Source organism: Streptomyces sp. NPDC054863 (genome assembly GCF_053610825.1).
This window is the reverse complement of sequence record NZ_JBSGZD010000110.1, coordinates 7989-23263: the sequence shown is the minus strand read 5'-3', so window position 1 is coordinate 23263 and position 15275 is coordinate 7989. Positions and strand designations below refer to the sequence as shown.

13 protein-coding genes are annotated in these 15275 nt (G+C 72.1%); 4 read left to right on the top strand and 9 right to left on the bottom strand.

What is annotated here, in order from left to right:
- Positions 1-40: 40 nt before the first annotated feature.
- From ACWGIG_RS20505 to ACWGIG_RS20470, 8 genes are all read right to left on the bottom strand, one after another.
- Complete coding sequence (locus ACWGIG_RS20505) at positions 41-163, bottom strand: hypothetical protein (protein ID WP_362421079.1); 123 nt, start codon at positions 161-163, stop codon at positions 41-43.
- A complete protein-coding gene (locus ACWGIG_RS20500; protein ID WP_453323055.1) occupies positions 123-2057 on the bottom strand; it encodes an alpha/beta hydrolase family protein in 1935 nt (644 codons plus the stop codon). The genes ACWGIG_RS20505 and ACWGIG_RS20500 overlap by 41 nt, the downstream gene beginning before the upstream one ends.
- Complete coding sequence (locus ACWGIG_RS20495; protein WP_453323054.1) at positions 2054-3541, bottom strand: MFS transporter; 1488 nt, start codon at positions 3539-3541, stop codon at positions 2054-2056. Before ACWGIG_RS20495 ends, ACWGIG_RS20500 begins: the two co-directional genes overlap by 4 nt.
- A 558-nt stretch (positions 3542-4099) precedes the next feature.
- Positions 4100-5032 (bottom strand): cation diffusion facilitator family transporter, encoded by a 933-nt coding sequence (locus ACWGIG_RS20490; RefSeq protein WP_453323053.1) that lies wholly within the window; start codon positions 5030-5032, stop codon positions 4100-4102.
- 91 nt (positions 5033-5123) lie between these two features.
- A complete protein-coding gene (secD, locus tag ACWGIG_RS20485; protein WP_453323052.1) occupies positions 5124-7427 on the bottom strand; it encodes a protein translocase subunit SecD in 2304 nt (767 codons plus the stop codon).
- 74 nt (positions 7428-7501) lie between these two features.
- On the bottom strand, positions 7502-8293 hold the full coding sequence (locus ACWGIG_RS20480) for a hypothetical protein (protein ID WP_453323051.1): 792 nt from the start codon (positions 8291-8293) through the stop codon (positions 7502-7504).
- A 119-nt stretch (positions 8294-8412) separates the two neighbouring features.
- Complete coding sequence (locus tag ACWGIG_RS20475) at positions 8413-9135, bottom strand: response regulator (RefSeq protein WP_453323056.1); 723 nt, start codon at positions 9133-9135, stop codon at positions 8413-8415.
- Positions 9136-9209: 74 nt separating this feature from the next.
- Positions 9210-10169 carry a HAMP domain-containing sensor histidine kinase gene (locus ACWGIG_RS20470; RefSeq protein ID WP_453323050.1) on the bottom strand — a complete coding sequence of 320 codons (960 nt, stop codon included), beginning with the start codon at positions 10167-10169 and terminating at the stop codon, positions 9210-9212.
- A gap of 386 nt (positions 10170-10555) precedes the next feature.
- Here ACWGIG_RS20470 and ACWGIG_RS20465 point away from each other — a divergent pair, with 386 nt between their 5' ends.
- The 3 genes from ACWGIG_RS20465 (at position 10556) to ACWGIG_RS20455 (ending at position 13814) form a co-directional block, all read left to right on the top strand.
- A complete protein-coding gene (locus ACWGIG_RS20465; RefSeq protein WP_453323049.1) occupies positions 10556-10885 on the top strand; it encodes a TraR/DksA family transcriptional regulator in 330 nt (109 codons plus the stop codon).
- Between the two features lie 531 nt (positions 10886-11416).
- Complete coding sequence (locus ACWGIG_RS20460) at positions 11417-12865, top strand: vWA domain-containing protein (RefSeq protein ID WP_453323048.1); 1449 nt, start codon at positions 11417-11419, stop codon at positions 12863-12865.
- Complete coding sequence (locus ACWGIG_RS20455) at positions 12840-13814, top strand: toll/interleukin-1 receptor domain-containing protein (RefSeq protein ID WP_453323047.1); 975 nt, start codon at positions 12840-12842, stop codon at positions 13812-13814. Before ACWGIG_RS20460 ends, ACWGIG_RS20455 begins: the two co-directional genes overlap by 26 nt.
- A 13-nt stretch (positions 13815-13827) precedes the next feature.
- Here ACWGIG_RS20455 and ACWGIG_RS20450 read toward each other — a convergent pair whose 3' ends face one another.
- On the bottom strand, positions 13828-14238 hold the full coding sequence (locus tag ACWGIG_RS20450) for a Fur family transcriptional regulator (RefSeq protein WP_453323046.1): 411 nt from the start codon (positions 14236-14238) through the stop codon (positions 13828-13830).
- A 246-nt stretch (positions 14239-14484) separates the two neighbouring features.
- On the opposite strand from ACWGIG_RS20450, the gene ACWGIG_RS20445 reads away from it, so the two are divergent.
- Positions 14485-15275, top strand: a 791-nt coding sequence (locus tag ACWGIG_RS20445; RefSeq protein WP_453323045.1) for a peroxidase family protein, incomplete at its 3' end; no start/stop codon positions are given.

The window sequence follows — 15275 nt, the reverse complement described above, 5'->3', positions numbered from 1 at the left end:
CGCCCCGGACCGGTCCTTCGGAACGGGAGTGGCGGTGTGCCTACTCCTCGTCCTCGCCTTCCTCGGTGTTGCGGAACGGAACCGTCACGGTGATGCCGACGCTCGGCTTGCGGTTTTCCTCGTCACCCGCGAGCGGGTCGTTGTGAATGATGTCCTTCTGCATGATCTGTTGTCCTTTCCGTGAGGTGCGGTGGGGCTGCTCCGGCCGCTGCGGGCGCATGGTGCGCCGTGCTGCGGCCGGACTCCCCCCGCCGGGTGGCGGAGGGCGCTGTGGGGGTGGTGCGCCGTCGACCGCGCAGTTCGCGGTCGAGGAAGACGACGGCACTGCGCAGGACGTGGACGTGGTCCGCGCCGTCGTAGCCGTCGTGGCCCGTGTCGAGCCAGAGCACCTCGTGCCGCTTGCCGTGCGCCGCCAGGTCGGCCGTGTAGTCCAGGACTTGGCCGGGCGGGCACTTCGCGTCGTGCCGGGCGGCGACGACGAGCAGGGGTGCTTCGAGGTGCGGGAGGTAGGTGTGCGGGGAGCTGCGCGCGTAGCGCTCCGGGACCTCTTCGGGAGTGCCGCCGAAGAGCCGTTCGTCGAGGGCGCGCAGTGCCGGGGTCGTGGTGGCGTGGGCGTGGGCGAGGTGGGCGACGGGTTTCACCGCCACGCCGGCCCGCCACAGTCCGGGGCGGCTGCCGAGCGCCAGCAGAGTGAGGTAGCCGCCCCATGAAGTCCCCCACAGGGCAAGGAATTTGGGGTCGGCCCAGCCGCGGGCCACCAGGTCCTCGCGGGCGGCGGCGAGGTCGTTCACCTGGGTGAGTCCGACGCCCTCGGTCATCGCGGCGCGCCAGGAGGGTCCGTACCCGGTGGAGCCGCGGTAGTTGACGCGGGCCACGGCGAATCCGGAGGCGACGAGGGAGTGCACGGTGCCGTCGTAGGCGTCCCGGTCGTGGTCGGCGGGCCCGCCGTGGACGAGGAACACGGTGGGCAGCGGACCGCGCGCCTCGGCCGGGAGGGTGACGAGGGTGTGCAGGTCCCCGTCGGGCCCTGGCGTCCACACGTCGTGCTGTGCGCCCGGTACGGGATCGGCGAGCCGGGGCAGGGACGGCAGCGGGGTGCCCGCGCTGGAAACCGTGCGCGGCGGCTGGGTGGTGCTGGTCCAGAGCGTGTGTACGTCGCCGTGGGCGTGCTCCGCCGCGTCGAGCAGGGTGCCCGGGGCGGTGGGCAGGACGCTCAGGGTGCGGGAGCGGAGGTCGGCGCGGTGCAGGACGCTGCGCCCGTGCCGGTCCTGGCGGATCAGCACGGCCCTGCCGTCCGGGCACCAGCGGGCGGTGATCTCCGTGTCGAACGTGCACCAGGTGTGCGTGCGCACGGACTCCCCCGGCCGCCAGGTGGCGAGGACGTACCGCTCCGCGTCCTCCCGTACGAGCAGCAGGTCGTGTTGGCCTTCCGCCGGGCCGAAGCCGAGGGCCCACAGCGCGCCGCCCTGCGGGCCCAGCGCGGCTGCGCGGCTGCCGTCGCGGGTGCGGAACACGGTGACGGCGTGCGCCGATCGCGCCTGCCCGCCGACGGCCAGCAGTTCGCCGTCGCCGCTGATGCCGGTCAGGTGGGCGTGGCGTGCCAGGCGGGTCACCGTGCGGGCAGCGCCGCCACGGGGGCCGCCGTGGACGGTGGTGCCGGCGTCGTCGCCCAGTGCGAGGGCGACGGCGCCGCTCGCGCTGACCGCCAGGCCGCGGGCCCGCCCCGGGGGAACGCCGCGCAGGCCGTCGCGCACGGGCCCGCCGTCGAAGGCCTGGAACCGCCACCTGCCGTGGGCGTGCGCGTCCTCCTCGAACCACCACACGTGGGCGTCGGCGTCGATGGAGCAGTGGAAGGTGCCGCCGGGTCTGTCGGTCACCTGTCGGGCGGCGGAGGTTCCGGCGTCCCAGGTGAAGACCTCGCAGCGGCCCTGCGCGTCGGCGGTGAACACCATCCGTGCGGGGTCGGCCGCACACACCTCGGGCAGCTCGGGGCGGAAGACCCGGTAGGCCGGCGCGGGACCGTCCTCGGGGCGGGGGGCCGCCGGGCGGGCGCTCATGCGGTCCCTCCGGGGTGCGCCGGGGTGCGGAGGTATGCCCAACTGACGTACAGGGCAAGGACGGTGAGGACCGCGGCGCTGCCGAGCGCGGGTCCGCCGCCGCCGACCCGCGCGGCGAGCACGCCCGCCGCCACCGGCCCCAGCGCGCCGGCGGCGCCCGCGGCAGTGGCGAGGACCGCTCCGGCGCGGGCCTGGAGGTGCGGCGGGGTCGTGGCGATGGCCCGGGACTGGAGGACGACCGTGGCCACCGGCATGGTCAGGCAGATCCCGCCGAACAGGGCCGCCTGGGCCCACGGCGAACGGGCCGCGGCCAAGGTGGCCGTGAGCGGTACGAGAACCCAGGTCACGGCGAGGACGCTGCGCGCGGGGCCGATCCTGGCGGCGAGCGCGGGGGCGCCGAGGGCGCCCGCGATGCCGGCCGCCCCCGCCACGGCCAGCACCGCGCCGGTGGCGGTACCGCTGTGCCCCTCGCGCTGGAGGGTGAGGAGCATGCCGAAGTAGAGGGCGGCCAGTACCCCGTTGACGACGGAGGTCCAGAGCAGGACGAGCCGGAGCACGGCCGAACCGGCGACGAGGCGCAGTCCGGCGGCGAGTTCGGTGCGTAGGAAGGTGCGGATGCGGGTGCGGGTGCGGGTGCGGGTGTGGGACCGGGGGCGGGGCCTGTCGGTCTCGGCCGCGGGTCGTGCGTCCGGGGCTCCCGCGTCATGGGCTCCTAGGTCATGGACTCCTACGTCTTGGGCTCCTACGTCTTGGGCTCCTACGTCTTGGGTTCCCGCGTCATGGGTCCCCGCGTCATGCGTGCCTGCGGGGGCCCCTGTTTCCCGGGGCCCGGCCGCCGTCCGCGCGCCGGGAGCGCTCAGGTCCGCGCGCATGGACCGGATGCAGAGGGCGGTCACGGCGTACGACAGGGCGTCGGCCACGAAGGGCCAGGCGCGGCCCAGTTGGTAGAGCGCACCGCCGAGCACGGGACCGAGGACGAGTGCGATCCGGTCCCCCACTTCGAGGCGGGCGACCAGCCTGGGGTAGCCCGCCGGGGGGCAGATCATGGCGACCGTGCCGCGTGAGGCCGCTTCGTACACGGCCGTGCAGAACCGCTCCACCACCACCGCGCCCAGCACCAGCGCCAGCGGCGGGCGCCCCGAGGCGACCGCGACGGCCACGCCCGCCATGGCCAGCGCGGCCACACTCGCGGACCACACCATGACCGGCTTTCGCGCTCCCCGGTCGGCGGGTACGGCGGCCGGCGGACCGAGCAGCAGGCCGAGGGCCGCGGAAGCCCCCACGATGACGCCGACGGTCGCGGGCGGGTACCCGAGGGCGAGCAGCAGCAGCGGGAGCACCACGCCCGAGGTCTGGCTGCCGAGGGCGTCGGCCGTGTTGGACCACCAGAAGAGGCGCATGTCGCGGGGCGCGGACCCGGTCGTCGCGGGAACGGGCGGGGGCGGCGGGATGTCGCTCGCCCGGGACTCGGCCGTCTCCGTCACCCCCGCCCCCTCCCCGCCTCGCGAACGAACCCGTTCACAACTCATCCAAGAACTTGCAGAAAATAAGAAGGAAATGAAACGAGCCGGAGCCTAACCAGGCGCTGTCACGCCTCACAAGGGCCCGTCGGCACCTGGACCCACACCCCCGGCGGCTCAATTCCGCTTGTGTACAGGGGTGTTGTACGAGTCCGCGGGCCGCGGCACCTCTTACCCGCCGAAGCGGCCGGAACGGTACCCGCCCCGCCCGGCCCCGCCGCTCGGCACGGCAGGCAAATTCACGCGGGCACACCCGTCCCGCCGCACCATCGGGCAAGTCCGCCCACATGGAGTCCCGTACGCCCCACACACCTCAGAGGTCACCCGGCTCACGGGGATTCCGCGCTGCGTACGTTCCCGTAGGCGAACGGCGTCGCCGTCGCCTTCGCACCCGCTCGCCGCCCCCGGACGCGCGGAAGAGTCGACGCCCCGGCAGCGGCGTTGCGTGCGGAACTCGGGTCGGAAGCCCGTCCCGTCCGGATCATTGGCCTAAAGAGGCTGTTCGGGAATCGCGGCCCCGGCTCAGTGGTGCAGTGCGCCGGAGGTCTCCACGTACCCCTCCGGTTCCAGCTGGATCGTGGAGTGCGCGATGTCGAAGTGGTCCCCCACACACGCCTGCAGCCTGCCGAGTAGCCCGGCGTAGCCCTCGGGGCCCGTGGCCAGCGCTTCGGGGGACACCACGACGTGTGCGGTCAGGACCGGCATGCCGGAGGTCACGGTCCAGCCGTGCAGGTCGTGCACGGCCAGCACGCCTGGCTCGTCGAGCAGGTGTCTGCGTACGTCGCCCAGGTCCGTGTCCTGCGGGGTGGCTTCGAGCAGGACGTGCAGTGCGTCCCGGAGGAGCCCGTAGGCCCTGGGCACGATGAGGAGTCCGATGACGATGGACGCGACCGGGTCGGCGGCCTGCCAGCCGGTGAACAGGATGACCAGGCCGCCGATGATGACCGCGACCGACCCCAGCGCGTCCCCGAGCACCTCCAGGTAGGCGCCGCGCATGTTGAGGCTGTCGTTCTTGGCGTCGCGCAGCAGCCACATGCCGACCAGGTTGGCCGCGAGTCCGCCCAGGGCGACCACGAACATCAGCCCGCCCTTGACCTCGACCGGCTCGTGGAAACGGCGGATCGCGGACCAGAGCACCCAGACGAAGATCGCAAGGAGCAGCAGGGCGTTGAGGACGGCGGAGAAGATCTCCACCCGGTAGAAGCCGAAGGTGCGGCGCGGGGTGGGGGCGCGTTGGGCGAGCGTGACCGCGCCGAGGGCCAGGGACACGCCGACGGCGTCCGTCAGGCTGTGCGCGGCGTCGGCGAGCAGGGCCAGACTGCCGGAGAGCAGCGCACCGACGACCTGGATGACGGTGATCGACGCGCTGATGCCGATGGTCCACAGGAGCCGGTTGCGGTATCTGCCGCTGAGGGTTCCGGACGTGGCGGTCGGGGCGCCGTGGTCGTGGCCCATGCTGCCCTCCAGCAGGTCGTGGGTGGCTGCCCGCTCCCGCCCCGACGTCGCGCACCGGTGGGGCGGCTGCCGGTTCTTCTGCCCGAGCAGATCACGGCTCGCCGCCTCCGGCCAGTGGGGTGCGGCATCGGGACCGGGGGGCCGGGGCCCGGCGCGGGTGCAGTGCGAGGGCGAGGGGGGTCGCGGTGAAGACGGAGGAGTAGGTACCCACTGCCAGGCCGATGAGCAGGGCCAGGGCGAAGTCGGTGAGTGCGTCGTCGGCCAGGACGGCGAGGGCGGTGAGGATGAGCGCCGCGCCCATGCCGGTGTTGACGGTGCGTGGCAGGGTCTGCAGGATCGCCTGGTTGGCCAGGCGCGCCGGCGGCGCGCCGCGGTCCCGGGCGAGGAGTTCGCGGATGCGGTCGAAGAGGACGACGGAGTCGTTGACCGAGTAGCCGATGACGGTGAGCAGGGCGGCCAGGAAGATGCCGTCGACGGGTTTGCCGAGCCATGCGAACACGCCGACGAGGATGAGCACGTCGTGGGCGAGCGCGCCGACCGCCGCGGTGGCGAACCGCAGGCGGAAGCGGGCAGCGAGATAGAGCAGTTGGGCGCCGAGGGCGAGGCAGAAGGCGACGAGGGCGTTGCGGCGCAGTTCGTCGCCCAGGGCGGGGCCGATCAGCTCGTCGCGGACCTTCTTCGCTTCGCCACCGAGCCGGCTGAGGGTGTCGGTGAGGGTGAGCGTCTCGGCGTGGGTCAGCCTTTCGGCACGGACCGTGAGCCGGGCGTCGCCCGAGGACTGGACGAGCGCGCGGGGGAACCCGGCGTCGGCGAGTGCGGTGCGGGCCCGGTCGGGGTCGACGGGGCTGCTGGTGGCGTACTCGACGAGCCTGCCGCCGGTGAACTCGATGCCGAGGTCCAGGCCGCGTACGAGGATGCCGGAGACCGCCATGACGAGGAGCGCGGCGGAAACGGCCAGCCAGCGGCGCGGACGGCGCATGAGGGCGGGGTCGCGGCGCAGCAGCCGGTCGCGGACCCATCCGGTGCTCGCGATGCCGGTGATACGGGGGCGGCGGTGGACGGCGGGGCGGTTCGCCGCGTACTCCGCGAGCACCCGCGTGATCAGCAGTGCGCTGACCATGGAGGCGAGGACGCCGATGCCGAGGGTGATGCCGAAGCCGCGTACCGGTCCCGAGGCGAAGGCGAACAGCAGGCCCGCGGCGATCAGTGTGGTGATGTTGGAGTCGGCGATGGCGCTCAGCGCGCCGCGGAATCCGGCGGTCAGCGCCGAGCGGGTACTGGGACGCCTGCGGGCGGCGTAGTCCTCCCTGGCGCGCTCGAAGACCAGGACGTTGGCGTCCACGGCCATGCCGATGGCGAGGACGAAACCGGCGAGCCCCGGCAGGGTCAGGGTCGCGCCGAGCGCGGCCAGGGCCGCGTAGGAGATCAGTCCGTAGCAGGCCAGGCCCACGGTCGCGAGCAGGCCCATGAGCCGGTAGACGGCGATGACGAACAGGGCGGTCAGGGCGGTTCCGATGACGGCGGCCCGGGCAGCCGCGGTGATGGCCGCGTCGCCGAGGGTGGCGCCGATGGTGCGCTGTTCGATGGTCTCGACCGGTACCGGGAGGGCGCCGCCGGAGATGAGCAGGGCCAGTTCGCGGGCCTCGGATTCGTCGAAGGAGCCGGTGATCTGCGTGCTGCCGCCCGGGATGCCCGTCCCGCAGCGGACGGAGGGGTCGACCTGGGGCGAGGAGATGATCTTGCCGTCGAGGACGATGGCGACCCGGCGCTGCGGGTCGCCGGCAGGATGGCACGCTGCCTGGGCGGTGACCTGCTGCCATCGGTCACGGCCGGTGTCGGCGAAGTCGACGGTGACGTGCCGACCGGCACCGTTCTGCGGGTCGATCCGGGCGTCCGCGTCCTTGACGTCCTGCCCGGTCAGAGCGGCGGCCTTCAGCCGCAGGGGCTGCCCGGACTCGTCCGGCAGGACGCGGTGCTCGGCCGCGTCACCCGGGGCTGTGGGGGTCTTGGCTGCCGGGGCGTCGGGGGCCTCGGCCCGGCCGAGCACCGGGTGGACGGTGAGCTGGGCAGTGCGGCCCAGGACGTCGGCGGCCTTCTTCGGGTCCTGTACGCCGGGCAGTTCGAGGACGATGCGGTGGTCGCCGGAGCGGACGAGGGTGGGTTCGGCGACGCCGAGTGCGTCGATGCGCCCGCGCAGTACTTCGACGGTGCGGTCGGTGGCCTCGCGGTCGGCGCGGGTGGTGGGGGTGGAGCGGGTCTCCAGCACGATCTGGGTGCCGCCGCGCAGGTCGAGTCCGAGACGGACCGGCAGGGTCAGGGCGAGGGCCAGCGATCCGACGAGCACGGCGAGGGCGAGCAGTGCGCGCGTGCGCAGCGAGTGTTTCCGGCGTTTCAACAGGAGCCTCCGGCAGGCATGCCGCGGCAGCGGTGGGCGCGACCGCGGCGGAGAGAGGGAAGGGTGGTGACGCGTCAGCTGCCGGTGGGCGCGGGAGGCGCCCGGCCGCGGTCGTGGGCCGACCGGCCGGGAGAAACGGGCGGGCACACGCCGGACGCGGGGGCGTACGGCGCGCGGGACGGGTCAAGGGCGGCACCGCGGGGGCCTGCGGGGTGATGGTCCGGCAGGGCGGGACGCTCGGCAAGCCACTCGTACCGAGCCCCGGCCTGGGCCGCGCGGCCGGGGGCCGAGGGGTCGTCGGCGTGAGGGGCGGTGAGTGTGCGATCGGTACCCCCTGGCGCGTCCGTACCAGGGGTGGTGGGTGCGCAATCGGCGGCCTTTGGCGCGTCCGTACGAGAGGCGGCGGGTGCGCAATCGGCGGCGCCCGGCGCGTCCGTACAGGCGGTGGTGGGTGCGCAATCGGCGGCCCCCGGCGCGTCGATACGGGGGCTGGCGGGCGCGTCGTCACCGGCCCATGAGGCATCCGCACGAGGGGTGGTGGACGCGCAATCGGCGGCCCCCGGCGCGTCGATGCGGGGGCTGGTGGCCGCGACAGCACCGGTCCAAGAGCCAGCCGCACGGCAGGTGCCGGCCGCGTCGTCAACGGTCCGGGGGGCGTCCGTACGGGGGCCCGCGTGCGTGGGGTCGGGGGCCGTGGTCGTCGGCGCGGCTGTACTCCGTGCCGGACCGGCATCGGCGGGCGCGGTGTGCGCGGGGAGCATGGCCAGCAGGACGGCGAGGAGCACGGCGAGCGATGCCGCCAGGCGGTGGCCGGCGGAGGAGGCGGTGCCAGGTGCCGACGGGACGGTGCGGGGTGTCGAGGGCATGCACCGTCCCCTTTCCGGGTGTTCGGGTGCCGGGGGCCTGGGGCGGAGGCCTGGTGGGGATCCTGGGTTACGGCCGGGGCGGCCGGTCCCCCGGCGGGCAGGGGCAGGAGGGGCGGAGGTCAGGGTTCGACGAGTCCGGCGCGGATCGCGTACCGGGTCAGCTCCAGCCTGTCGCGCAGGCCGAGCTTGTGCAGCAGGTTGGCCCGGTGGCGGTGCACCGTCTTGACGCTGATGAACAGCAGCTCCGCGATGTCCTTGGACGAGTGGCCCTCGGCGACCAGCTTGAGGACCTCCTCCTCGCGAGGCGTGACGAGGTGGTCGGGGTTCTCCTCGCCGTGGCGGACCCGGTCCAGGTAGTTGCGGATCAGGGCGGTGACCGCGCCGGGGTAGAGGAACGGCTCGTTGCGCATCGCCGCCCGGCAGGCGGCGACCAGGTCGCGGTCGGCGACGGACTTCAGTACGTATCCGCAGGCGCCGGCCTTCAACGCCTGGAAGAGGTACTGCTCGTTGTCGTGCATGGTGAGCATCAGGATGCGCAGGCCCGGCTTGAGCGCGGCCAGCTCGCGGGCGGCCTGAAGGCCGGTCAGCCGCGGCATGGCGATGTCCAGGACCGCCAGGTCGATGTCCTGGGCGCGGGCCGCCTCGACGGCCTCGGCGCCGTCCCCGGCCTCGGCGACGACCCTCAGGTCCGCCTCCTGCTCCAGGATCAGGCGTACGCCGCGGCGCACGAGGGCGTGGTCGTCGGCGAGCAGGATGCGGATGGACGTCGGCGCCGGCACCGGCGTGGTCGCGAACGGCGCCGGGACGGTGGCGGGTTCGGGGGGCCGGGCCGGGTCGGGCATGAGGTCGGGCACAGCGGCGGACATGAGGTCGGGCACAGCGGCGGACATGAGGTCGGGCACAGCGGCGGGCATGGTCAGGACTTCCTGGGGGAGGGGGCGGTGAGGCGGACGCGGGTGCCGGTACCGGGCGTGGAGGTCAGGTGCAGTGCGGCCCCGGCGAGCAGGGCCCGTTCGCGCATGCCGCGGATCCCGGCGCCCTCGCAGGCGGCCTCGATGCCGCGGCCGTCGTCGGCCACCTCCAGCACCACCGCCTCCTCGGCACGGCGCAGGCTCACCTCGATGCGGCCCGCGTCCGCGTGCCGGGCCGCGTTCGTCAGGCTCTCCTGGGCCACCCGGTAGAGAACGAGTTCCGTCTGCTGCTCCAGTGCGGGCAGGCCGGCATCGAAGTGGCGCACCACGTGCAGCCCGGTGTGGGTGGCGAAGTTGTGCGTGAGCGAGGTCAGGGCGCTGACCAGCCCCAGGTCGTCCAGGACGCCCGGGCGCAGACGGCGGACGAGGCGGCGGACTTCGTCCAGGCCGTCCCTGGTGATCTCCTGGGCCTGTTGCAACTCCTCGCGCAGCGGCGCGTCGGCGGCGTCCGCGGCCCGTTTGAGCACCAGCAGGATCGCGGTCATGCTCTGCCCGACCTCGTCGTGCAGCTCCTGGGCGATGCGGCGGCGTTCCGACTCCTGGGCGAGCAGTACGCGCGCGCTGGACGTGGCCCGTTCGTGCTCCAGCCGGTCGAGCATCGCGTTGAACTCGCGTACCAGGTCGGTCACTTCACTGCCGCCGCCGGGTCCCGGCACAGGCAGCCGCTGTCCGGGGCGCAGCAGGTCGACGGTGGTCATCAGCCCGGTCAGCCGGCCCAGCGGAGCGAGACCCCAGCGCAGCAGGGCGGCGTTGGCGACCAGCATGACGCCGAGACCACCCACCAGGATGAACGCCTCGGTCAGCAGCACCGGCACGGAGACCGTCACCGGTGCCCACAGCAGCAGCGCCGTCGCGGCGCCCAGCACCAGCGCGTTGAGCCCGAAGACCCGCCAGAACAGCGACACCGGGGAAACTCCTTCTTCTGCGGTCCGACCTCGTGGAGCTCTGCTGTCGGCCGTCGCACACCCCGAGACGGAGCCACAACCTCTGAATTCAACCGATCCCGGCCCACTCTGCCTTGGATTTGGCGCGCAGTCCATGGGTTTCACTCCCCATATCGGAGGCATCGCGATACCCATCCGCCTCTGGCCCGTGGTTGTCGCGGCCCCGCACGAATGGGGCCTGTGCCCGATGGGTTTTCGACGGGGAGCCGAGCAGAGTCGAGGGTGACCAGTTGCCGCGCGCCCCGTGCACCGCACCCCGCACCCCGCGCCCCGTGCCCCGCACTCCGTACCCCGTCCCCGCGCCTCTTCCGCCCCTCCCCTCCCCCCCTTCGTAAAGGACTCGTCACATGTCCCTGGACACCTCACAGACCGTTCCCCACTCCGGACGGCTGACCGCCCACGACGCGCGCCGGCGCCTCGAACACGCCCGCAGCACCCGCACCTCCCAGTTGCGAGCCATCAGGGAGAGCGGGCAGAGCGCGACCGACCACCTGATGTCCGCCCAGGCCGAGGCGATCGGACGGACCCTCAAGGAGATCGACGAGGCGTTCGCCCGCATCGACGGCGGGACCTACGGCGCCTGTCTGAGCTGCTCCAAGGCCGTCCCCGTGGAGCGCCTGGAGATCCTCCCCCACACGCGGTACTGCGTCGCCTGCCAGCGCCGCGCCACCGACTGACCTTGCTGCCTGACCTGCCGCCGAAGGCCGGTACCGGGCCCGGTGCCGGCGAGCCCGCACGCTCGGCCGCACCGCCTACGTACAAGTGCGTAGGCGCGGCTGGGCGAAGGACCGGGGAGGACGGTCCTGAAGGCGCGGGGAGGGGGCTCCGGCAGCGCCACCACGGGTACGTACGGAGAGCCGGTCGCCCGGCAGACAGGGAGCCGCCGAGGCAGTCGCTGCCACCCCCGGCAAGACCGCGGCGCGGGAGCCGCAGCGCCGGTGGTTCAGCACGCCCCGGTGCACGTCGGTGCGCGTCGGTGCACGTCATCGCCGTTGAGCGGGAAGGCCGGGTCCAGGTCCACGGGCGTTCCGGAGCGGTGTTCCGAGTGCGCCTCCCTGCCCCGAGCGGGGCACGGGGGCCGGGCTTCGACGGTCAGGACCGGCGAGTGCGACCGGGCGACGCGCTTGCGCGGCTTTCTGATTGCTGCTCAGCGGCTCCCCCCGGAAGCCGGGTGTGTGGTTGTCTGGTTCATTCCTAGGGGGACACACATGGACGATCTACCCGTTCAGATCCTCGTCCTGCCTGAGCGGCCTCTGGCCCGCGACGACGCGGTGACGGAATTCGATGTGGTCATCGAGGTCCGCTGCCGCACGGACGAGAACATCGGCCGCTCGGGCACCGCGATGAATCTCTGCCTGGTCATCGATCGCAGCTCCAGCATGGCAGCGGCGGACAAACTCGAAACGGCCAAGCGCAGTTGCGTGGACATCTTCCGGCGGATCAAAGGCGACGACCTGTTCACCGTGGTCACTTTCGACGACAGGGCCCAGGTCGTGGTCAATCCCCAGACGCCCAGGTCCCAGGTCGAGGAGCGGATCGGGGCCGTCCAGCCCGGTGGCATGACCAACCTCTCGCTCGGCTGGTACCAGGGACTGCTGGAACTGCAGAGCCACATGACGGCAGATCACTACGGCCGCCTGATCCTTCTCTCGGACGGTCAGGCCAACGCGGGCGAGACCAAGAAGACGGCTCTCGCCGCGGTGGCCTCCCGGGCTCGGGACGAGGGCATCACATCCTCCACCATCGGGATAGGCGCCGACTTCCAGGAGGACCTCCTGGAGGCGATCGCCACGGCCTCGGGAGGCCGGTTCTGGTACATATCCGACTCGGGTATCGACAACATCCTTGAGGAGGAGTTCCGTAGCGCGCTCACCATCGTCCTCGACCGGCCCAGGGTGGAGCTGAGTCTGCCGGCCGGAGTGTCGGTCAACAAGGAGTTGGCCTCCCTCCAGAAGGTCGACCGCTGCTACTCACTGCGGCCGTTGCGGGGTCAGGACACCTTCAACTTCGCGCTGCGTCTCGGCATCGACCCGGCGCAGGTGGACGGTTCGGAATTCACCATCGGGGCGACGCTCCGCGAGGGCACCCGCGAGGTGGTGTCCACCGCGGAGACCATCGGTCTGGCGCCCAGGGCCGAGGTGGTGACCAGCCCCGTGCACGCACTGGTCAGCAGCGTGGTGTCCCGCTACCTGGCCGAGCGCACGAAGGAGAAGATGCTGTCGGACATGGCCTCCGGCGATCTCGCCGGGATGAAGGAGATGCTTCAGGCCGAGATCGCACGGATGCTCCGGACCGAGGCTCAGGTCATGGCCATGGGGAACGCGCTCGAAGCGAGCCGCATGATGGGCGAGCTGGTCGACCTCAGACAGCACCGCCACATGGACGAGACGTCCATGCTCGTCCACGAACTCGTGGACGCATACCTCCAGGAGCCCGAGGTGACGGGGCTGCTCAACAACTGGCGCAAGAGCGTCGTGCACGAGGAGGCACGCAGCGGCTGGCTCGATGTGCACGAGGAGGACGAACAGGTCGAGACCGCACTGCTGGTGGACGCGATCACCGTCGCCGACCAACTGATCCGACGGCTCCCGGAACACCGGAGCGATCTGGAAGAGAAGCGCGAGAGACTCAGTGAGCGACTGGCACTCGTCCGATAGCCGGGAGTGGACCCAGGCCGGCTCCGCGATGATCGCCGGTATCGGTGGCGGCATGGGCCCCTACGAGGCGTCCTACACCGTCGATCTCGCGCCGGGCAGGATTCTGAACGGTTCCGTCTCCGCCGACATCCGGCTGTCCGACTCCGCCGCCACGGGCGCCGGTCTCGTGTGCCGGGCGGACCGGGACTGGACGTTCCTGGCGTTCTACACCGCGCCGCAGGACATGGCCGACGAGTCCACCGTCGCCCGGCTGGGCGTGTTCCGCGAAGGCGTTCTGACGCGGGTCGCCCAGCTCCAGGAGCCGGTCTTCCTCAAGCAGGGATTCAACCACTTCTCCCTGGAGTTCTACTCCGACCAGGTGCGCGGCGAGATCCGTGCGGGAAAGCGGACGTACGAGCTCACGGCCACCTGCGCCCACATCCCGTTCCCCGGGTACGCCGGGCTGGTCAAGTTCTACGCGGCGGGGGTGCTGGCGCGGTCCTGGTCCGTGGAACGGACCAGGATTCCTTTCGTGTCGGCGGAGTCGCGACGGAAGGAAGGTCAGATGTTCAAGTACGACGTCTTCCTCTGCCATGCGTCGGAGACGGCGAAGGAGGTGTCCGAAATCGCCGAGGCGCTGGCCGCCAGAGGCATCAGCTACTGGCTGGACAAGGAGCAGATCACCTTCGGCGACCGGGTCACGGAGAAGATCGAGGAAGGGCTCCGGGGCAGCCACTACGTCATTCCGTGCATCAGCAGGCACATCTCCGAACGGGGCTGGACCAGGGCCGAGTACGGCGCCATCCTCAACGCCGAGCTGAGCGGAGACACGACCAGGGTCGTGGTCCCGCTGCTGCTGGCCGAGGCGGTGCCGAAGGACATCCCCCTGCTGTTCCGCGACAAACTCCGGGTCTCCAGCACGAACAAGGTGGAGTTCGACAGGTTCATCGACTTCCTCCTGAGCAACTGACCGACCCTGCCCGTCACCCGCAGGCCGGGCACAGTCCCCGGTAGGTGATCGCCGCCTCCGAGACGGTGAAGCCGTAGCGCTGGTCGGAGGGAAGGTGGTCCAGCGGGTCTCCGGCCGGGTGCACGTCGCGGATGACACCGCACCCGGAGCACACCAGGTGCTGGTGCGGACGGTGGGCGTTGGGGTCGTACCGTTTGGCGCGGCCGTCGGTGGAGAGTTCGGTGACCTCGCCGAGGGAGACCATTTCGCCCAGGGTGTTGTAGACGGTCGCCCGGGAGATCTCGGGGAGCCGGCCCACCGCGAGCGCGTGCACCTCGTCCGCCGTGAGGTGGACGTGGTCGCCGTCGAGCACCTCGGCGACGACACGCCGCTGGGAGGTCATCCGCCAGCCGCGCCCGCGCAGCCGCTGAAGCAGGTCACTCATGAAGGACCACCCGATCGGTCGGAGAAGTACGGAGAAGTACCGGGAGTTTAAAGGCAGTTGTTCAGGGTGCGGATGAAATATGGAACAGGTGCGCTTCTTGACCTGGAACCTGTCCACCATAGGATCGCTTCCTGGCGAAGGGCCGGAAGGGACGGTATCGCCGGACGGGCCGAAGGACCAGGCAGTCCGGCGTACGGCCACCCGCTCACTCGACCTGCCGAACTGCCCAGTTGCGAGAGGATTCCCATGGCTGACAACCACGATGCGATCGTCACCGATGCGAAGACCGAGGAAGCGGGAGGGACGGGCGGGTGCCCGGTCGCGCACGAGCGTGCCGCGCACCCCACGCAGGGTGGCGGCAACCGCCAGTGGTGGCCGGAGCGCCTCAATCTGAAGATCCTCGCCAAGAACCCCGCCGTGGCGAACCCGCTCGGCGAGGAGTTCGACTACGCGAAGGCGTTCCAGAGCCTGGACCTCCCGGCCGTGAAGCGCGACATCGCGGAGGTGCTGACGACCTCGCAGGACTGGTGGCCGGCCGACTTCGGCAACTACGGCCCGCTCATGATCCGGATGGCCTGGCACAGCGCGGGCACGTACCGCATCAGCGACGGCCGCGGCGGCGCCGGGGCCGGCCAGCAGCGCTTCGCCCCGCTCAACAGCTGGCCGGACAACGCCAGCCTGGACAAGGCCCGCCGTCTGCTGTGGCCGGTGAAGAAGAAGTACGGCCAGAACCTCTCCTGGGCCGACCTCATGGTCCTCACCGGCAATGTCGCCCTGGAGACGATGGGCTTCGAGACCTTCGGCTTCGCCGGCGGCCGGGCGGACGTCTGGGAGCCCGACGAGGACGTCTACTGGGGTCCCGAGACCACCTGGCTCGACGACGAGCGCTACACCGGCGACCGTGAGCTGGAGAACCCGCTCGGCGCGGTCCAGATGGGCCTGATCTACGTCAACCCGGAGGGCCCCAACGGCACTCCCGACCCGATCGCCGCGGCCCGCGACATCCGCGAGACGTTCAGCCGCATGGCGATGAACGA